This is a genomic window from Xanthobacter flavus (assembly GCF_017875275.1).
Lineage (GTDB): Bacteria > Pseudomonadota > Alphaproteobacteria > Rhizobiales > Xanthobacteraceae > Xanthobacter > Xanthobacter flavus_A.
In genome coordinates, this window is the sequence record NZ_JAGGML010000001.1 from 738,042 (window position 1) to 756,832 (window position 18,791).

20 protein-coding genes and 1 pseudogene are annotated in these 18,791 nt (G+C 68.6%); 15 read left to right on the forward strand and 6 right to left on the reverse strand.

The window, feature by feature from the left end; genetic code table 11:
* The first annotated feature begins 26 nt into the window (after window positions 1-26).
* From J2126_RS03655 to J2126_RS03675, 5 genes are all read left to right on the forward strand, one after another.
* Entirely contained in the window at window positions 27-929 is a 903-nt protein-coding gene (locus J2126_RS03655; RefSeq protein WP_245327653.1) for a branched-chain amino acid ABC transporter permease, read from the forward strand.
* A complete protein-coding gene (locus J2126_RS03660) occupies window positions 896-1,654 on the forward strand; it encodes an ABC transporter ATP-binding protein (RefSeq protein WP_209484053.1) in 759 nt (252 codons plus the stop codon). Before J2126_RS03655 ends, J2126_RS03660 begins: the two co-directional genes overlap by 34 nt.
* Window positions 1,654-2,355 (forward strand): ABC transporter ATP-binding protein, encoded by a 702-nt coding sequence (locus J2126_RS03665; RefSeq protein WP_209484055.1) that lies wholly within the window; start codon window positions 1,654-1,656, stop codon window positions 2,353-2,355. Before J2126_RS03660 ends, J2126_RS03665 begins: the two co-directional genes overlap by 1 nt.
* A gap of 308 nt (window positions 2,356-2,663) precedes the next feature.
* Window positions 2,664-4,004, forward strand: coding sequence for a carbohydrate porin (locus tag J2126_RS03670; RefSeq protein WP_348634220.1), 1,341 nt, complete (start codon window positions 2,664-2,666; stop codon window positions 4,002-4,004).
* Between the two features lie 148 nt (window positions 4,005-4,152).
* A complete protein-coding gene (locus tag J2126_RS03675) occupies window positions 4,153-4,944 on the forward strand; it encodes a DUF4239 domain-containing protein (protein WP_209484059.1) in 792 nt (263 codons plus the stop codon).
* A gap of 59 nt (window positions 4,945-5,003) precedes the next feature.
* Here the strand turns inward: J2126_RS03675 and J2126_RS03680 are convergent, their stop codons facing one another.
* Together J2126_RS03680 and J2126_RS03685 are read right to left on the reverse strand one after the other, a co-directional pair.
* Complete coding sequence (locus J2126_RS03680) at window positions 5,004-6,524, reverse strand: aldehyde dehydrogenase (RefSeq protein ID WP_209484061.1); 1,521 nt, start codon at window positions 6,522-6,524, stop codon at window positions 5,004-5,006.
* 19 nt (window positions 6,525-6,543) lie between these two features.
* Window positions 6,544-7,227, reverse strand: coding sequence for a GntR family transcriptional regulator (locus tag J2126_RS03685; RefSeq protein WP_209484063.1), 684 nt, complete (start codon window positions 7,225-7,227; stop codon window positions 6,544-6,546).
* Window positions 7,228-7,374: 147 nt separating this feature from the next.
* Here J2126_RS03685 and J2126_RS03690 point away from each other — a divergent pair, with 147 nt between their 5' ends.
* From J2126_RS03690 to J2126_RS03715, 6 genes and pseudogenes are all read left to right on the forward strand, one after another.
* Window positions 7,375-8,622 carry an ABC transporter substrate-binding protein gene (locus J2126_RS03690; protein WP_209484065.1) on the forward strand — a complete coding sequence of 416 codons (1,248 nt, stop codon included), beginning with the start codon at window positions 7,375-7,377 and terminating at the stop codon, window positions 8,620-8,622.
* A gap of 271 nt (window positions 8,623-8,893) precedes the next feature.
* Complete coding sequence (locus tag J2126_RS03695) at window positions 8,894-9,754, forward strand: branched-chain amino acid ABC transporter permease (RefSeq protein WP_209484068.1); 861 nt, start codon at window positions 8,894-8,896, stop codon at window positions 9,752-9,754.
* Entirely contained in the window at window positions 9,751-10,740 is a 990-nt protein-coding gene (locus J2126_RS03700) for a branched-chain amino acid ABC transporter permease (protein ID WP_209484070.1), read from the forward strand. Before J2126_RS03695 ends, J2126_RS03700 begins: the two co-directional genes overlap by 4 nt.
* 64 nt (window positions 10,741-10,804) lie before the next feature.
* Window positions 10,805-11,476, forward strand: a pseudogene (locus J2126_RS03705) (ABC transporter ATP-binding protein); the annotation flags it as partial.
* Window positions 11,469-12,185, forward strand: coding sequence for an ABC transporter ATP-binding protein (locus J2126_RS03710; protein WP_348634221.1), 717 nt, complete (start codon window positions 11,469-11,471; stop codon window positions 12,183-12,185). The pseudogene J2126_RS03705 and the gene J2126_RS03710, both read left to right, overlap by 8 nt.
* Window positions 12,185-13,006, forward strand: coding sequence for an alpha/beta fold hydrolase (locus J2126_RS03715; protein ID WP_209484074.1), 822 nt, complete (start codon window positions 12,185-12,187; stop codon window positions 13,004-13,006). Before J2126_RS03710 ends, J2126_RS03715 begins: the two co-directional genes overlap by 1 nt.
* 31 nt (window positions 13,007-13,037) lie before the next feature.
* Here the strand turns inward: J2126_RS03715 and J2126_RS03720 are convergent, their stop codons facing one another.
* From J2126_RS03720 to J2126_RS03730, 3 genes are all read right to left on the reverse strand, one after another.
* Entirely contained in the window at window positions 13,038-13,196 is a 159-nt protein-coding gene (locus J2126_RS03720) for a hypothetical protein (protein ID WP_209484076.1), read from the reverse strand.
* A 168-nt stretch (window positions 13,197-13,364) separates the two neighbouring features.
* Complete coding sequence (locus tag J2126_RS03725) at window positions 13,365-14,339, reverse strand: aldo/keto reductase (RefSeq protein WP_209484078.1); 975 nt, start codon at window positions 14,337-14,339, stop codon at window positions 13,365-13,367.
* Window positions 14,340-14,406: 67 nt separating this feature from the next.
* Window positions 14,407-15,117, reverse strand: a complete 711-nt coding sequence (locus J2126_RS03730) for a TetR/AcrR family transcriptional regulator (RefSeq protein ID WP_209484080.1) — start codon at window positions 15,115-15,117, stop codon at window positions 14,407-14,409.
* A gap of 83 nt (window positions 15,118-15,200) precedes the next feature.
* Here J2126_RS03730 and J2126_RS03735 point away from each other — a divergent pair, with 83 nt between their 5' ends.
* The 4 genes from J2126_RS03735 to J2126_RS03750 are packed head-to-tail and all read left to right on the forward strand — an operon-like array spanning window position 15,201 to window position 17,417.
* Window positions 15,201-16,022, forward strand: coding sequence for a crotonase/enoyl-CoA hydratase family protein (locus J2126_RS03735; protein WP_209484082.1), 822 nt, complete (start codon window positions 15,201-15,203; stop codon window positions 16,020-16,022).
* Window positions 16,023-16,073: 51 nt separating this feature from the next.
* Window positions 16,074-16,547, forward strand: coding sequence for a cupin domain-containing protein (locus J2126_RS03740; protein WP_209484084.1), 474 nt, complete (start codon window positions 16,074-16,076; stop codon window positions 16,545-16,547).
* Between the two features lie 7 nt (window positions 16,548-16,554).
* Window positions 16,555-16,953: a VOC family protein gene (locus J2126_RS03745; protein ID WP_209484086.1), complete on the forward strand. Its 399-nt coding sequence runs from the start codon at window positions 16,555-16,557 to the stop codon at window positions 16,951-16,953.
* Window positions 16,950-17,417: a nuclear transport factor 2 family protein gene (locus tag J2126_RS03750; protein ID WP_209484088.1), complete on the forward strand. Its 468-nt coding sequence runs from the start codon at window positions 16,950-16,952 to the stop codon at window positions 17,415-17,417. The genes J2126_RS03745 and J2126_RS03750 overlap by 4 nt, the downstream gene beginning before the upstream one ends.
* On the opposite strand, the gene J2126_RS03755 is transcribed toward J2126_RS03750, so the two are convergent.
* On the reverse strand, window positions 17,330-18,649 hold the full coding sequence (locus J2126_RS03755; protein WP_209484090.1) for an MFS transporter: 1,320 nt from the start codon (window positions 18,647-18,649) through the stop codon (window positions 17,330-17,332). The genes J2126_RS03750 and J2126_RS03755 overlap by 88 nt on opposite strands.
* Between the last annotated feature and the right edge of the window lie 142 nt (window positions 18,650-18,791).

The following is an 18,791-nucleotide window of genomic DNA, read 5'->3' on the forward strand; positions in this document are numbered from 1 at the left end:
TCGCCGACCAGCCGTTCTGGGTGGACATGGGGCTGCGGGTCATCATCTTCGCCATCGCCGCCCTGAGCCTCGACCTCATCCTCGGCCAGACCGGGCTGGTGAGCTTCGGGCACGCGCTCTATCTCGGCATCGGCGCCTATGTGGTGGGCATCCTGGCGGATGCCGGGGTCGAGAGCGGCTTCGTCCAGTGGCCACTGGCCATGGCGATCTCTGCTCTGCTGGCCGCGGCGCTGTCGGTGGTGGCGCTGCGCACCTCCGGCACCTTCTTCATCATGATCACCCTCGCCTTCGCGCAGATGATGTTCTACGGCGCCTCCAGCCTCTACGAATATGGCGGCGACGACGGCATGCACCTCGCCGTGCGCAGCACCTTCGGCGGGCTGGTGGACCTCTATGATTCCCGTCAGTTCTACTATGTCGCCCTCGGCCTGCTGGTGGTGCTCGCGGCTCTCAACATACGCCTCACACGGGCGCGCTTCGGCATGGTGCTGAAGGGCATCCGCATCAATGAGCGACGCATGGCGGCGGCCGGCTTTCCCACATTCCGTTACAAGCTTGTCGCCTGCATCATTTCGGCAGCGGTGTGCGGGCTCGCGGGCGCAATGCTCGCCAATGCGGCGGAGTTCGTCGGCCCGCAATATATGGACTGGACCCGCTCGGCCGAGCTGATGATCATGGTCGTGGCCGGCGGGCTGGCGACGCCCTTCGGCGCCATCATCGGCGCGCTGGCCTATCTCGGCATCGAGAAATACCTCTCCGATCTCACCATCCACTGGCGGCTCGCCTTCGGCGCGCTGCTCATCCTCCTCGTCTTCCTCGGCCGGGGCGGGCTCAGCGCACTGTTCGCGCCGGGCGCGGCGCGGCAGGCGGCTCCGGCGCACAAGGGATCATTCCGATGGGCAAGACCCTTCTTCAGACCGCGGGCGTGACCCGCCGGTTCGGCGGGCTCAATGCCGTCGACGGGGTGGATTTCGAGCTTCGCACGGGCGAACTGGTGGCGGTCATCGGGCCCAACGGCGCGGGCAAGACCACCTTCGTCAATCTCCTCTCCGGCGCGCTCAGGCCCGATGCGGGCACCGTGACATTCGAGGGGCGGGACATTTCCCGCCTGCCGATGGATGCGCGCGCCCGGCTTGGCATTGCCCGCTCCTTCCAGATCGCCAGCATCTTCCCCGAGCTGAGCGTGGTCGAAAACGTGGCGCTCGCCGCCCAGGCCCACGCCGGCCACAGCTTCCATTTCTGGCGGGAGGTGGCGGACGAGGCCCCGCTGCGCCGGAAGGCGCAGGCGCAGCTCGCCGACCTCGGGCTTTCGGACTGCGCAGACCGGCCCGCGTCCCAGCTCTCCCACGGCGAAAAGCGGCTGCTGGAGATCGCCATGGCCCTCGTGGTCGAGCCACGGGTGCTGCTGCTGGACGAGCCCATGGCCGGTCTCGGCATCGCCGAGGCGCGTCGGATGATCGACTTCATCGCCGGATTGAAAGGGCGTTTCAGCATACTACTGGTGGAGCACGATATGGAGGCGGTCTTCACCCTCGCCGATCGCGTCTTCGTCCTCGCCTCGGGCGCGCGGGTGGCGGACGGGCCACCGGAGGTGGTGCGCGCCGATCCACGCGTGCAGCTCGCCTATCTCGGCGGCGAAGGGGAGGACCTGTGATGCTGGAGCTGCGGCAGGTGAGCGCGGCCTATGGCTCGAGCCGTGTCCTGTTCGGCGTAGACCTTGCCATTGCGGAGGGCGAGGTGGTGACGCTGCTGGGCCGCAACGGCATGGGCAAGACCACGACGGTCAATGCCATCATGGGCCTCGTCTCCCTCACCCAGGGCGATATCAACTTCCGTGGCGCACGTATTTCCGGGCTGCCGGCCTACAAGGTGGCCCGCAACGGCCTCGCGCTGGTGCCGGAAGGGCGGCAGGTGTTTCCCAACCTGACCGTGGAGGAAAACCTCGTCGCCACGGCGGCGAACCGCATCCACGCCCCCGCGCCGTGGACGCTGGAGGCCGTCTATGGCTTGTTCCCGGCCCTCGCCCCCCTCGCCCGCCGCGGTGCCGGCCTGCTCTCCGGCGGCGAGCAGCAGATGCTCTCCATCGGCCGGGCGCTGATGACCAATCCTCGCCTGCTGATCCTCGACGAGGCGACGGAAGGCCTCGCCCCCCGCATCCGCCGCGAGATCTGGGATGCGCTGGTGCGCATCCGGGAACGCGGCCAGTCGGTGCTGGTGATCGACAAGAACATCGACATGCTGTGCCGCTTCGCTGACCGCCACCACATCCTGGAGAAGGGGCGCATCGTCTGGAGCGGCAGCTCGCCGGCGTTGATGGCCGACGAAGATGTCCGGATGCGCTTTCTGAGCGCCTGATCGCCCCAAGCAGCCGTCGTTGCCGGACAAAGATCCGTCACCGGGCACCACCCGACGGCGCCGGCGGTAACGGGACGACGACTTGATTGGTATTCAAATATTCTTTGCGTTGACAGATCTTATCCGCCTCAAAAAAGTGCATTCTAAGAGGGCGATTCTCGGTCACGAGATCGCGCGATAGGCAGCGCTCGCGCGATCACCGATGGCCTGCCACATATCGCTCAATGGGCTTTCGGGGTGGAAACAGGCACATGAGGCTGCCCAGGCGATCAGAAGATCGGCGCCAAGACGGCGGCCGGGGGGTGAAGGTGCGGCTCGATCTCATCGCAGCGATCCTGGTTGCCTGCACGGCCCCCGTTGTCGCGTCGGATCTTGCACGTAGTGGCACTCCAGCCCAGCCCGCCAGCGCACAGGATGATTTCTGGACCCGCCCCTATCTGTTCGGGGATCTCGGCCGAGCCCGTCTGAAGGACCAGGGCATCGACATCTCGGGCGGGCTGGTCAACGAAACGGTCGGAAACCTGACGGGCGGCACCCATCAGGCGGGGGCGAACGCCGGTCAGGCCTTCGTCCAAGGCATCTTCGACATGGAGAAGCTTGCCCACATTACCGGCGGCACGTTCGGCATCACGCTGGTGGGCCGCTGGGGCGACAACCTGGCCGAAGTGGCGGACATCCCCGCGCTGATGCTGCTCAATGAAGTCTACGGCCGCGGCAACATCGTCCGCCTCGTGGACTTCCACTATAATCAATCCCTGTGGGACGGGGCAGTGGACGTCAAGTTCGGACGCCTCGCCGTCGGTGCCGACTTCGGCTTCGACCGCTGCGATTTCATCAACTTGACCTTCTGCGGGTCCGTCCCCGGAAATATAGCTGGAAACTATATTTTCAACTGGCCGGTCAGCCAGTGGGGCGGGGTCCTGAAGCTCCATCTCGCCGATGATCTCACCTTTTCCGCCGCCGTGTACGATGAGAACCCGACCTATCTGTCGGTGCAGGCGAAATGGGCGCTGCTCCCCACCTGGCCGTCGGGGTCGGAGGGGGCGCTGGTGCCCATGGAGCTGAAATGGACGCCGACGCTCGGAGACCTCTCGGGCACCTACAGGATCGGCGGCTGGTTCGATACCGCGACTGCCGATAACGCCGTCACGAGCATCAACGGGCTGCCCGCGCTCATCTCGGGGCTGCCCTATGCGCAGGATTATGCGCGGTACGGCTTCTATATTTCCTTCATTCAGCAGCTGACCGGCAATGCCAGCGGCCCGAGCCCCAAGCAGGGGCTGTGGAGCTTCCTGAACGTCACCTATTCCGACCCGCGCACCTCTACCACCCTCTATCAGGTGTCGTGGGGCCTTCAGCAGCATGGAACATTCGCGGGACGGCCGGACGACGAGATCGGCTTCGCCATCGGCACCACCGGCATCAACCCGCGCCTTGCGGACGCCCAGGCCCAGGCCAACTGGCTGGGTCTCGGGCCGGGATATGTGCAGCATAATGAGTATGTGATGGAAGCCTATTACGGGCTTCAGGCCACGGGCTGGCTCAACCTGAAGTCTTCGCTGCAATACGTCATCGACCCCGGCGGCTATTCTTCGCCCCTCAACGAGAACGCCTGGGTGGTCGGCCTGCGGACGACCGTGGCCTTCTGAGCCATATCGACACGGCGCCGAACACCACGGTTCGGGTGCGATTCAGTGGGGGAATCGGTATCGTTCGGGTGGCATTCGGCGCGGAGTCAGCGCGCGGTTCAGGTCGGACCGCGCATATCCCGCCTGACACGCAGGACGAGTCGATCAGATGAACGCATGGGTTGCAGCGGGGGTTGCATTCGTCACCATGGCCGTCACGATGGCGGTGGGCATGGCCATCGGCAGCCGGCTATCCGACTCCCGCTATGAGGACGGGTCGGTCAAGAATTTGCGCACAAGCGTCGCCATCATCGCGACCATGTCTTCGCTGTTGCTTGGCCTCATGGTCAACTCGGCCCGCTACAATTTCAGCGATGCCTATTCCGACGTGCAGAAATACGCCGCTGTTCTACAGATCACCGATCTCAACCTGCTCAGCTTCGGCGCCCCGGCCTGCCCGCTGCGCGGCGACCTTCAGGCCTATGCCCGCCAGCTGGTGGCGGAGACGTGGACCGCCGGCGAGGATGACGCCTCCGGGGCCGCGCAGGTGACGGCGCTTGCCGCCCTCCTCCGCTTTGATGCAGGGGTCCGCAGCCTGAAGAGCGAGACCCCCGACCAGCAGGACGTGCGGGGCACCCTGCTCGGCCTGTCGCGGCAGTTGGTGGAGTATCGATGGAAGGTCACGGGCGTCGCCCGCACGGCCACGCCCGTCACCTTCATCTTCGTGGTGATCTGCTGGTTCGCGCTGATCTTCCTCTATTCCGGCGTGTTCGCGCCGCGGAACGCGCTGGTCCTCATCGGCCATGGGCTGGGCATGGTGGGCATTTCCGCCGCCATCTTCCTCGTCATGGAGATGGGCCAGCCCTTCACCGGGCCGATCAAGGTGTCCCCCGCCCCGGTGGAGCGCCTGCTCGCGCGCATGCAGGCCGAGCCCTGCCCCACGGTGGCGCCGCAGCGCTGAAACGGCGACGGCCGGATCGCGGATGCGACCCGGCCGCCGAATGCCCCGGACGAAGCCGATCAGTTCAGGCGCGGCTGCTGCGACGTGCCCTTGTACCAGTCGAAGGCCTTGCCCTCGGTGGAGAGCATCACCGACTTCACGTCGAAATGGTCGTTGAAGCTCTCGATGCCGAATTCCCGGCCGATGCCGCTGTCATCCACCCCGCCCCACGGCGAGGCGGGATCGAGGCGGTGATGGTCGTTGATCCAGACGATGCCGGCCTTCACCTTCGCCGCCACGCGATGGGCGCGGTGCACGTCGCGGGTGCGGATCGCGGCGGCGAGGCCGAACGGGCTGTCGTTGGCGATGGCGAGGGCCTCCTCCTCCGTCTCGAAGGGGATCACCACCGTGAACGGGCCGAACACCTCCTCGCGGGCGATGCGCATGTGGGGCGCCACATCGGCGAACACGGTGGGCTCCACGAAGAAGCCGTTCTCGTGCCCCGGCACGATGCGCCGCTGGCCGCCGGCCACGAGACGCGCGCCATCGTCATGGCCCGCCTGCACGAAGGAGAGCACGCGGTCGAGCTGGCGCTGGGAGACCACCGGGCCGAGCTGGGTCTCGGGATCGCGCGGATCGCCGATGCGGATGGCCTTGGTCTTGGCGGCCAGGCGCTCCACGAACTCGTCATAGATGGTCTTCTGCACGATATGCCGGGCGGCGCAGACGCAGGTCTGGCCGGCGCCGACGAAGGCGCCGAAGGCGGCATAGTTCACCGCCTGCTCCACGTCGTAATCGTCGAACACCATCACCGGCGTCTTGCCGCCCAGCTCCAGCGTCTGGTGGGCGAAGACCTTCGCCGCCGCCGAGCCGGCGATGCGGCCGGCCTCGGTGCCGCCGGTGAGCACCAGCTTGTTGATGTCGTGATGCTCGGCGAGGAAGCGGCCGGAATTGCCGCCGATGCCGTTCACCACGTTGAACACGCCGGGCGGCAGGCCGTTGTCGCTCATCAGCTTCGCGAGGCGCAGCGTGGTGAGGGGGGTATATTCGGAGGGCTTCACCACCGTGGTGCAGCCGGAGGCGAGCACCGCCGCCAGCGACTTGCACAGGATCATCAGCGGGTGGTTGAAGGGCGTGCAATTGGCCACCACGCCGATGGGCGTGCGGCGGGTGTAGTTGAGATAATTGCCTTCCACCGGGATCACGTCGTCGCGGCGGGCGAGCGCGAGGCCGCCGAAATAGCGCAGGAAGTCCGGCAGGCGGCCGAGCTGGGCGCGGGTCTCGTTCACCGGCCGGCCGTTGTTCTGGGTCTCGAGCTGGTACAGCTCCGGCAGCGCGGCCTCGAAGGCGTCGGCGATGCGGTTGATGAGCTTCACCCGCTCGCGGATGGCCATGCCGCCCCAGGCGTCGCCGTTGAAGGCGGCGCGGGCGCTTTTCACCGCCGCGTCCACGTCCTCGCGGGTGCTGTCGGGAATGGTGGCGATGACGGCGCCGGTGGCGGGGTTCTTCACCTCCACCGTGCCGCCGCCGATGCTTTCCACCTCGCGGCCATCGATGAAATTGCCGCGCGCCGCGATGGCGATCTCGGCTTTGGCGTTCATGGCGTTTCTCCGGTTTTTCTCACAGGACGACGGCGTGCCGCGACAAGGCCGCGACCACCCGTTTTTCGGCATCGGCGATATGGTCCCGCAGCAGGCGGGCGGCCTTGCGGCCGTCGCGGGACTGGAGCGCCTCGATGATGGCGACGTGCTCGGCAATCAGCCGGTCAGGGTCGCGCCCCTGCATGGTGCCGATGCTGACCAGCACCAGCCGGTCGGCCTGCGCGACCAGATCCACCACCTCTTCCCGCATGCGACGATGGGGCGAGCACATGGCAACCGCGACGTGGAAGGCGCGGTTGTAGCGGATGAAATCCGACTTCGACGCATCGAAGGTGCGGAAGGAATCAAGAGCGGCCAGCGCCGCGTCGGTGGCGTGGCGGGCGGCATCGGCCGCGCAGGCCGGCTCCATCACCTCGCGGAAGCGGAAGATGTCGCGCGCATCGGCCAGCGACACCGGATTCACCCGGTAGCCCTGACGCGGCAGCACGGTGATGAGGCGTTCCTGCTCCAGCCGCAGCAGAGCCTCGCGCACGGGCTGCTTGCTCACCTCGAAACGGCCGGCCAGCTCCTGCTCGCGCAGTTCCTCGCCGGGCTGGAGATGGCAGCCGAGAATCTCGTCCTTCAGCCGCGCATAGACCGCGTCCCGCAGCAGGCCGGAGCCGCCGATGGCCTTATCAGAGGCGGAGTCATGATCGAATAACATATTTCATGCCCTGACAAACTGGAGGCATTCTGGAGGAGCGATAACGACAGAACAACGGAAAAATGGCCCTTGACGGCGGTTTTCGGTTCTGTCTGAAATATCACGACAAAAATTTTAGCCGTCAAGAGCATCTCAGGGAGAGCGAAAATGCCCACACTCACCAAGCGCACCACGGCCGCGTGGCTGGCCGCGACGGCGCTGTCCGCGCTGATGGCCGTGCCCGCCGCGGCGCAGCAGCCGCCCATCAAGGTCGGCTTCATGACGGTGCGCTCCGGCGCGCTGGCGGCCGGCGGCAAGCAGATGGAGCAGGGCATGGAATATTGCCTTGCCGAGCGGAACGGCATGATGGGCGGCCGCAAGGTCGAGCTCATCACGGTGGACACCGCCGGCCAGCCGGCCACCACCAAGACCCGCGCCCAGGAACTGGTGGAGCGTGAGCGCGTCAACGCCATCATCGGCCCGCTCGCCGCCTTCGAGGCGCTGGCCATCGACGACTACATCCGGCAGGTGGGCGTGCCCGTCATCTCGCCCTCGGCGGCGGCGGAAGACCTCACCCAGCGCAAGGTAAACCCGTGGTTCGTGCGCGCCGTGGGCACCTCGGCCCAGGCCAACCACGCGCTCGGCGAATATGCCGCCAAGGACATGAAGCTGAAGCGCGTCGTCACCATCGGCGACGACTTCGCCTTCGGCCACGAGGCCACCGCCGGCTTCCAGCGCGCCTTCGAGGACAATGGCGGACAGGTGGTGCAGAAGCTCTGGCCGCCGCTCAACGTCGCCGATTACGGCAGCTACATCAGCCAGATCCGCACCGACGTGGATGCCGTCTACGCCGCCTTCGCCGGGGGCAACGGCCTGCGCTTCCTGCAGCAATACGCCGAATACGGCGCGCCGGTGAAGGTCATCGCGCAGATGACCACCGTGGACGAAGGCATCCTCAAGTCCATGGGCAAGGAGGCGGTGGGCGTCATCTCTTCCGGCTGGTACACGGCGACGCAGGACGTGCCCGGAAACAAGGAATTCGCCGCCGGCATCCGCGCCAAATACGGCGCCGATCCCGGCTACTACACCGCCGGCGCCTACGCCGCCTGCGCCTTCCTCGATGCGGCCGTGAAGGCCGTGGACGGCAAGGTGGAGGACAAGCAGGCGCTGATGAAGGCGCTCCGCTCCGTGAAGCTGGAGAAGGGCCCGTATGGCGAGGTCACCCTCGACGCATACGGCAACCCCATCATGAACGTCACCATCCGCAAGACCGAGGAGAAGGACGGGCGGCTGCAGAACGTGGTCGTCAAGACCTATCCGAAGGTGACGCAGTTCTGGATCTACGATCCGAAAGCCTTCCTCGCCGAGCCGGTCTACAGCCGCGACTACCCGCCGGCGAAGAATCTCGGGAAGTAGTCTCAGGAACTGACCTCGGCCAGGGGCCGTCATGGCCCCGTTCAAAGCCGTCATGCCCCGGCCGGTCCGGAAGTCGGCTGTTGCCGACTTCCGTTCGCAGAGTCGGAACTCGGCAACAGCCGAGTTCCGGGGCATCCACTCCGCCGCCAGCGGGGTGCATGAAGCCCGGTAGCCAGCCCAGCCGCACCGTGGATCCCCCGGACAAGCCGGGGGATGACGGCTCGATAAGCACCGACCAGTCTCCATTTCCGCATTTTTCCGAGGACCAATCATGACCTTCTGGGTCAGCCAAAGCCTCAATGCCCTCGCGCTCGGCGGGCTCCTGTTCATGCTGGCGTCGGGCTTCAGCCTCATCTTCGGGCTGATGCGGGTGGCGAACCTCGCCCATGGCGCGCTGTTCATGCTGGGCGCGTATCTCGGCCTTGCCGCCGTGAAGGCCGGCTTCGGCTTCTGGGCGGCGGCGGCTTCGGCCGCGGTGGCGGTGGGGCTGCTCGGCGGCATTCTGGAGCGCACGCTGCTGCGGCGCCTCGCCGGGCGCACCCTGCCCCAGGTGCTGCTGACGCTGGGCCTCGCCTTCATCATCGCCGACGCCTGCCTGATGATGTGGGGCGGGGACCCCATGCGCCTGCCGCCGCCGCCCGAACTCTCCGGCGCGGTGCGCATCGGCGACGCGGTGTTCCCGCGCTACCGGCTGTTCGTCATCGGTGCCTCGGCGGCGGTGGCGCTGGGGCTGTGGCTGCTGGTGGAGCGCACCCGCGCCGGCGCCATGATCCGCGCGGCGGTGGACGACGTGGGCATGGCCCGCGCCATCGGCGTCTCCGCCTCCACCCTCTTCACCGCCGTCTTCTGCCTCGGCACGGCGCTGGCGGGCCTCGGCGGGGTCATCGGCGGCCCCATCCTCTCAGTCTATCCCAGCCTCGACCAGGACATGCTGCCGCTGGCCCTGCTGGTCGTCATCCTCGGCGGCGCCGGGAGCCTCGCCGGGGCGTTCGTCGGCGCCTACGCCATCGGCTTCATCTACACGTTCGGACAGGTGCTCGTGCCCGACCTTGCCTATGTGATCCTGTTCCTGCCCATGATTCTGGTGCTCTCCGTGGCGCCGCAGGGCCTGTTCGGCCGGAGGCTCGGATGAGTGCGCGCGTCCTCCCCTTCGCGGTGGCGCTGGCCGCCATGGCCATGGTGCCGCTGTTCTCCACCTCCCCCTTCTATGTGAACCTCACCAGCCAGGTGGCCATCGCCGCCATCGGCGCGCTGGGGCTCAACGTGCTGGTGGGCCACGCGGGGCTGAACTCGCTCGGCTTCGCGGTGTTTCCCGGCCTCACCGCCTATCTGGTGGCGTGGCTCTCTACCGTGGGCGGTATCGATCCGGTGGCGGCGGCGCTGCTGGCGCTGGGCGGGACGCTGGCGGTGTCCGCGCTGTTCGCCCTCGTCGCCTTGCGCACCACCGGCCTCGGCTTCGTGATGATCACCATGGCGCTGTGCCAGATCGTCTGGGGCGCGGCCTATCGCTGGACCTCGGTGACGGGCGGCGACAACGGCCTGTCCGGCGTGCCGCGCCCCGGCGGCGCGTGGCTGCCGCTGGAAAAGCCGGAATACTTCCTGTGGCTGTGCCTCGCAGTGCTGGCGCTGGCGCTCATCCAGCTCGGCCGCTTCTTCGACAGCCCGCTCGGTGTGGCGCTGCGCGGCACGCGGGACCAGCCGCGCCGCATGGGGGCGGTGGGCTATGACGTGTGGCGCATCCGCTTCGTCGCCTGGATGCTCGCCGCCGCCTGGGGCGCGGCCGCCGGGCTGCTCTATGCCTGGTACCACCAGTTCGTCAGCCCGCACATGATGGCGGTGACCGCCTCCGCCGAGGTGCTGCTGATGGTGGTGGCGGGCGGTGCCGGCACGCTGGCCGGCCCGCTCATCGGCGCGGCGCTCGTGGTGCTGCTGAAGAACCTCGCCTCCATCTGGATCGACCGCTGGGTGATGCTGCTCGGCTTCACCTTCGTCGTCATCGTCCTGCTAATGCCCGACGGCATCGTGCCCGGCTTCAACCGCCTCACCGCATGGCTGAAGCGCATGAAGCCGGCGGCCCCCGCCCCCAAGCTCGTGCCGAGGGAGCGCGCCGATGGCTGAGCCCGCACTGCGCATCGACGGCCTGACCAAGCAGTTCGGCGGCCTGCCCGCCGTCGCCGATGTCAGCCTCGACATCATGCCCGGCGAGCGGCATCTGCTGCTCGGCCCCAACGGCGCGGGCAAGACCACGCTGTTCAACCTGATCTGCGGCGACCTCACCCCCACCGGCGGCTCCATCCGCCTGTTCGGATCGGAGCTGGTGGGCCTGCCGCCCCGCAAGCGCACCGGCCATGGCCTCGCGCGCACCTACCAGATCCTCACGCTCTTCCCGCACGAGACCATCTGCCGGAACGTGATGCTGGCCCTGAACGGTCTGCGCCGCGAGAAGTGGCGCGCCTGGGCGCCCTTCAATGCCGATGCGTCGCTGCGGTCGGAGGCGCTCGCCATCCTCGACCGGGTGAAGCTCGCCGATCTCGCCGACCGGCCCGTGTCCCAGACCGCCTATGGCGACCGCCGCCGGCTGGAGATCGCCATGGCGCTGGCGCTGGCCCCGCGCGTGCTGCTGCTGGACGAGCCCCTCGCCGGCCTCTCCCGCGACGAGCGGGTGATGGTGCAGGACCTGCTCGCCAATTTGCCGGAGGAGATGACCGTGGTGCTCATCGAGCACGACATGGATGTCGCCCTCGCCTTCGCCGAGCGCATCACCTTGCTCCATCACGGCCGTGTCGTGACCACCGGATCGCGCGCCGACATCGCCGCCGATCCCCGCACACGGGAGGTGTATCTCGGTGCCTGAAGCCCTCACTTTGTCCAATCTCCACGTCTATCACGGCGAGATCTGCGCCGTGCGCGGGCTCGACATCGTCTGCGCGGAAGGCGCGGTCACCGCCCTGCTCGGCCGCAACGGCGCGGGCAAGTCCACGACCCTCTCCGCCATCGCCGGGCTTCTGGACGCCCGGCAGGGGCGCATCGATCTGTTCGGCACGTCGCTGGAGAACCGCAAGCCCGAGGTCATCTGCCGGCTCGGCGTGGGGCTGGTGCCGCAGGGGCGGCGCATCTTCCCGTCGCTGACCGTGCAGGAGCATCTCGCCATCGCCTACCGGCCGCCGCGCCACAAGGCGGCGCGGGTGTTCGACATCGCCTCGGTGGAGACGCTGTTTCCCCGCCTGAAGGAGCGGCGCCGGCAGCTCGCCGGCTCCATGTCCGGCGGCGAGCAGCAGATGCTGGCCATCGCCCGGGCGCTGGTCACCAATCCGCGCGTGCTGCTGCTGGACGAGCCGGCGGAAGGCCTCGCGCCGCAGATCGTCGCCGAGGTGGCGGATGCCATCGCCGCGCTGAAGCAGGCGGGGCTCTCCATCCTCCTCGTGGAACACAATCTGCCGCTGGCGCTGCGGCTCGCCGACACCTGCGTGGTCCTCTCATCCGGGGAGGTGGTCTGGCGCGGGCCGCCTCAGGTCCTCGCCGATGACCCCGCCCTCATGGCCCAACATCTGGGAGTGCACTGATGCTCACCGCCAACACAAGCGCCGCCGGCCTCTCCGCGCACGTCACCGGCACCGGCCCCAGCATCGTGTTCCTGCACTCCCTCCTGTCCGATCGCGGCAGCCTGGAACCCATGGTGCCGCTGCTGTCGGACAGCTTCCGGCTGGTGCTGCTCGATCTGCCCGGCTTCGGCGGCTCGCCGCGTGTCGAGGGAGGACTGGACGGTCAGGCGGATGCGGTCGCGGCGGCGGTGGCGGCGGCCTGCCCCGGCGAGACGCCCATCCTGTTCGGCAACGGCTATGGCTCGTTCCTCGCCCTCGCCACGGCGCTTCGCCATCCGCACCTGTCCAGCGGGCTGTTTCTCGCCGGCTGCGGCGCCGGCTTCACCGAGGAGGGGCGCGGCGCCTTCCGCTTCATGGCCGCCAAGGCGGCCGGCGAGGGCCTCGAATCCATCGCGCAGACCGCCATGCTGCGCCTTTTCCCGGCCGCCATGGCGGCACGGGTGCCGCAGACGCTGGCGGAACGCCGGGCGGCTTTCGTCGCCACCGATCCGGAGGTCTTCCGCGAGGCCTGCGGAATTCTGGCGACGCTTGATCTGAGGGAGGCGGCCGGGGGGCTCGCCGTGCCGGTGTTCGCCTGCGCCGGGACGCACGATGCGGCGACGCCGCCGCTGATGGCGCGGGAACTGGCCGATCTCGTACCGCGCGGCACGTTCCACGAGATCGCCGACTGCGCCCATGTGCCGACGCTTCAGGCGCCGACCGAGGTGGCGGTGCTGCTCACCGGATTTGCCCGCGCGCTGGAGGCCCCCAGGACCGGGGCCGTCGCCGCAAGGGCACACTGATCGGCGGCGCACTGATCCGCGCGGCCGATCCTCAGGCGACGGTGGGAACGTCGATGGCCAGGGCCACCAGCGTGAAGCCGAGCGCGAGCAGGAAGTTGAGGCCGCCGCTGCCACCGAACAGCAAGGTGACGCACACGCTCAGGAGCGCGGCGACGGCGGTGAGGATTATGCCGAAAGCGATGCCCTTCATGGGTCTGGTCCAGGATCAAGATACTGCCGCGAGCCCCCTCGCCGTGTCGTGGTGATGCTCCGGACCCCGGGCGGAATTTCGACAGGAAAGCGGCGTCTTTGCTGCGGGCGGGGTCGCCGCCCACAGATCGACGAAACGTGATCTTTTCGCCACGGCGGGCGCGGCGGCTCAGTCGGTGAAGCCGGCGACGCCGTGCGGCACGTAGGGCGCTTCCAGCGCCGCGACTTCCTCGCCCGTCAGCACCAGCGAGAGGGCGGCCACCGCGTCCGTGAGATGGCCGGGCTTGGAGGCGCCGATGATGGGCGCGGTGACGCCCTTCTTCCGCAGCATCCAGGCGAGGGCCACCTGCGCGCGCGGCACGCCCCGCGCGGCGGCGATGGCGCCCACCGCGTCCACCACCTCCCGGTCGCCCGCCACATAGAGCGTCTTGCCGAACTCGTCGCTTTCAAGCCGATAGGTCGCCTCGTCCCACGCCCGCGCCAGCCGGCCGCGCGCCAGCGGGCTCCAGGGGATGACAGCCACGCCCTCCTCGATGCACAAGGGCAGCATTTCCCGCTCCTCCTCGCGATAGAGGAGGTTCATGTGGTTCTGCATGCTCACGAAGCGGGTCCAGCCGTTGAGGCGCGAGATGTAGATCGCCTTGGCGAAGCGCCACGCCGGCATGGAGGAGGCGCCGATGTAGCGCGCCTTGCCCGCCTTCACCACGTCGTGCAGCGCCTCCAGCGTCTCCTCGATGGGGGTGGCGTGGTCGAAGCGATGGATCTGGTAGAGGTCTACATAGTCGGTGCCGAGCCGGCGCAGGCTGGCGTCGATCTCGGCCATGATGGCCTTGCGCGAGAGGCCTGCGCCGTTGGGGCCGGGGCGCATGCGGTTGAACACCTTGGTGGCGAGCACCACCTCCTCGCGCCGCACGAAATCCTTCAGCGCGCGGCCGACGATCTCTTCCGACGTACCATCCGAATAGACGTTGGCGGTGTCGAGGAAATTGATGCCGAGGTCGAGCGCCTGCCGGATGAGCGGGCGGCTCTCCTCTTCCTTCAGGGTCCAGGCGTGGGAGCCGCGGTTCGGCTCGCCGAACGTCATGCAGCCGAGGCACAGCTTCGAGACCTCAAGGCCGGTCGCGCCGAATTTCACGTAGTCCACTGCCTGTCTCCCGCGATGAAGGCGCCCACCATGGCCGCCGCGGCGGGACATGCAAGCGCTCAATGCATCACGATACCGCGCTCTTCGCGCGCGGATGGGCGCGCACCAGGGCGCCGGCCGCGGCGCCCGCCTCCTCGAACCAGCTCGCATCGCGGTGCACCAGCGAGGCGGAGAAGGCGCCATCCAGCAGCAGCAGGATCTGCCGCGCCAGCGCCATGGGCGCATCGAAGCCGGCGGATTCCAGCTCGCACGCCAGCCACGTCGCGAAAGCCGCCTTGTGGCGGGCGCCGATCTTCACCGCCGGATGTCCGGGCAGGGCGGCGAGTTCGGCCGTGGTGCGCAGGAAGCCGCAGCCCTTCCACTTGGGATGCCGCGCGCTCTTGGCGAGGGCCGCGAAGATGGCCGCGACCTTCTCGTCCGCCCCGCCCTCGGCGGCGGCGAACCACCCCGCCATCTGCGTCAGGTTGGGCTGGTCGCGGGCATCGAGATAGGCGGCGACGAGGTCGTCCTTGCTGTCGAAATGATAATAGAGCGTGCGCTTGGTGACGCCCGCCTTCTCCGCCACCGCATCCATGCTCACGCGGCCGATCCCCTCCGCATAGAACAGCTTCGAGGCGGCCTGGACGATGTTCGCCCGTGTGTCCTTGGCGCGGATGTTCTGGGCGCGGATGTCCTGGGCGCGTCCGTCCTGGGCGCGTCGGTCCTGAGAACGGGCATCGTGGGCGCGCTTTTCCTGGGCGCGCTTGTCTTGAACGCGGGCATTCGGGGGCTTCGGCATGGCCGCAAGGTATACCGTACAGTGAGTATACTCAACCGGCCGCCGCGCGCATGGTCGGCGCCTCGCTGAACGAGGAGCCATCCATGAACGCGAACGAGACGGCGCTTGTGCTGAAGACGGTGGACGGCGCCATCGCCACCCTCACCCTCAACCGTCCGGAAAAGCTCAACGCCCTGAGCTACGACACCATCGACACCCTCCTGCGCCACCTCGACGCCATCGAGGGCGACGCCGGCATCCGCGGCGTCATCCTCACCGGCACCGGACGCGCCTTCTCGGCGGGCGGCGACATTCCGGAATTCTCCCGCTCGGTGGCGGAGAGCCCCGATGCCGCGCTGCGGGATTTCGTGGCGCGCGGCCAACGGCTGACGGCGCGGGTGGAAGCCTTCCGCAAGCCGCTGGTGGTCGCCGTCAACGGCCTCGCCTATGGCGGCGGATGCGAGGTGACGGAGGCGGCGCCGCTCGCCATCGCCAGCGACCGGGCGGTGTTCGCCAAGCCCGAGATCTTGCTCGGCATGCCGCCCACCTTCGGCGGCACCCAGCGCCTGCCCCGCCTCGCCGGCCGCAAGCGGGCCATGGAACTGCTGCTCACCGGCGAACCCTTCACGCCCCGGCGCGCACTGGAGCTGGGCCTCGTGAATGCCGTGGTGCCGCACGACGAACTGATGCCCCGCGCCCGCGACCTTCTGGAGCGCATCCTCGTCCACTCGCCGCTCGCGGTTTCGACCATCCTCACGGCGGTGACGCGGGGCATCAATGTGCCCATCGCCGAGGGCCTGCTGGTGGAGGCCGAGCAATTCGCCCGCATGGCCCCCACCGCCGACCTGCGCGCGGGCCTCGACGCCTGGATCGCCCGCCGCGCGCCGACCTATCCCGGCGTCTGGACAGCAACGGCGGCCGGCTGAATCATGTCGCCCCCGCCGCCGTCCCGTCCCATCATCCGTGAGGAGAATTCAATGACAGAGCCCGCACGCACGCCGCTCGTCGCCAAGGACGTGCCGCCGCGCACCAAGCCTTCCAACTACCCCGCCCCCTTCGCGGCGCGCATGGCGGGGCGAGAGAAGCGGCAGCTGGGCGACGCCTTCGGCCTCTCCCGGTTCGGTGTGAACCTCACCACGCTGGCGCCGGGGGCACAGTCCGCGCTGCTCCATCGGCACAGCCGGTCGGAGGAGTTCGTCTACATCCTCGAAGGCACGCCCACCCTGCGCACGGACGAGGGCGAGTTCCCGCTCTCGCCCGGCATGTGCATCGGCTTTCCGGCCAACGGCCTCGCCCATCACCTCGTCAATCAAAGCGCGGCGGACGTCCGCTATCTGGAAATCGGCGACCGCGATCCCGAGGATGCCGGCACCTATCCCGAGGACGATCTCGTGGCGCAATTCTCCGCCACCGGCTGGTCCTTCACCCGCAAGGACGGCACGCCATGGTGAGGCCCGCATGATTTCCCACGTCAATGTCGGCACCAACGACATCGTTGCCGCGAAAGCCTTCTACGATCCTTTGATGGCGCGCCTCGGCTGGCGCCTGCGCTTCTTCGATGCCGCCGACGGGAAGGCCGGATGGCAGCCGGGGCCGGAGCGGTTTCCCCTGTTCCTGCTGAGCCGGCCGTTCGATGGCGGTCCCGCCACGCCCGGCAACGGCGCCATGGTCGCCCTGCTCGCACCGGACCGGGCGAGCGTGGACGACATCCACCGCATGGCGCTCGCCGCTGGCGGAACGGACGAAGGCGCCCCGGGCCTCAGGCCCCACTATCACCCCAACTATTATGGCGCCTATTTCCGCGACCGCGACGGCAACAAGATCTGCGTGTGCTGCCATGCGGCGCAGGGCGCATGAGCCAACCGGAGGCTCCCGACGTGACGCTCACCCGTGAGCAGATGCATGCCCACGCACAGGCCTGGATCGCCGCCTGGAACCGGCGCGACGTGGAGGCGGTCCTCTCCGCCTTCGCCGACCACGCCCGCTTCCGCAGCCCCATCGCCCTGCAAGTCACGGGATGCGCGACACTGGAAGGCCGCCCGGCTATCGAAGCTTATTGGCAAGAGGCGCTGGGGCGGATCGAGCGGCTGGAGTTCCGTCTCCTCGCCGCCATCTGCGACGAGCCGGGCCAGCGCATGGTGGTCCACTATGAGGCGACGCTGGGCGACGCCACCCGCCGCGCATGCGAGATCTTCGTCTTCCGCGGCGGGTTGAAGGTCGAGGCCGAAGCGCTCTATGGCGATACGGTCGCGCTGCCGGGCGGCGGCGCGGCGGGCGCCTCCGAGGCCGCGGCGCCCGTCTCCGGCATGGCGAAGAGATAGAGCAGGAAGCCGGCTGCCGCGATGGCGGAGAGGGTGAGGAAGGCGGCGCTGTAGCCGGCGGCGACGATGGTCACGCCGGCGATGGAGGCGGAGAAGGCCGCGCCCAGCCCCTGCGCCGTGGCCACCGCGCCCTGGCTCACGTTGAAGCGCCCGGTGCCGCGCGTCAGGTCCGCCACCACCACCGGGAAGAGCGCGCCGAAGATGCCGGCGCCCACACCGTCGAGGCACTGCACGGTGAACAGCCAGAACGGATCGCTGGAGAGGGTGTAGAGCGCACCGCGCAGCGCCAGCACGGCGAAGGCGACGAGGAAGATGGGCTTTCGTCCCCACGCATCCGCCTTCGCGCCGACCATGATCGCCATGGGCACCATCACGCACTGCGCCGCCACGATGCACAGGGCGATGAGCGAGGTCGCCTGCTCCTTGCCCACCACATAGGTGAGCAACTGCCCGGTGGTGGGCAGCATGGCCGCATTGGAGAGGTGGAAGAGGAAGCAGGTGAGCGCGAAGATCAGCAGCGGCCGGCTCGACAGGAGAGTCTTCAGGCCCGACGGATGTTCGTGGTGGGCGGCATCGTGGGCGAGGCCGCGGGCCAGCGTGTCGTCGATCTCGCGGCGCGGCACCACCAGCATGGCGCCGATGCTGAGCGCGGCCAGCACCGCCATGAGCCAGAACACCACGATGGGACCGAACAGCACGGCGGTTCCGGCGGCGATGGCGGCGGAGACGGCGTTGCCGAGATGGTTGAACGCCTCGTTGCGCCCGATGCGCCGCGCGAACGCCTTCGGCCCCACGAGGCCCAGCGTGATGCCCGAGAGCGCGGGCGGGAAGATGGCCCCCGCCATGGCCGCCAGCGACTGGCTGCCCGCCACCAGATAGAAATTGGAGAGGAAGGGCAGCGAGAGGCAGGCGAGCGTCACCGCCAGCGCGCCGGCGATCACGATGGCCGGCTTGTTGCGGCTGCTATCGATGAGCGCGCCGGCCGGGGTCTGGGCGAGGAGGCCGGTGAGGCCGGCGATGGTCATCACGAAGCCGACGGTGGCCTCCGTCCAGCCCTGCTCCGGCCCGCGCACGGCGAGGAGATAGATGGCGAGATAGGGCCCGAGCCCGTCGCGCACGTCGGCGAGAAAGAAGTTGAGCGCGTCGAGCCCCAGCATGGCGCGGCGCGATGGCCCTTGATGGGCCGCTGCGCCGCCACCCTGCCCCACCGCCTGAACATCACCCGCGACCATCGGCAGCCCCCCAACTCGTCCAACCCCTACGCGGAAAAGCGGCCGAATCGTCCCGCCATCAGGGCACGACGCAGCGGCAGCGTGACAACGCCGCCGGATACGCTCCAGATCCAGCTCGCCGCGCAGCCAATTTCGCCGGCGT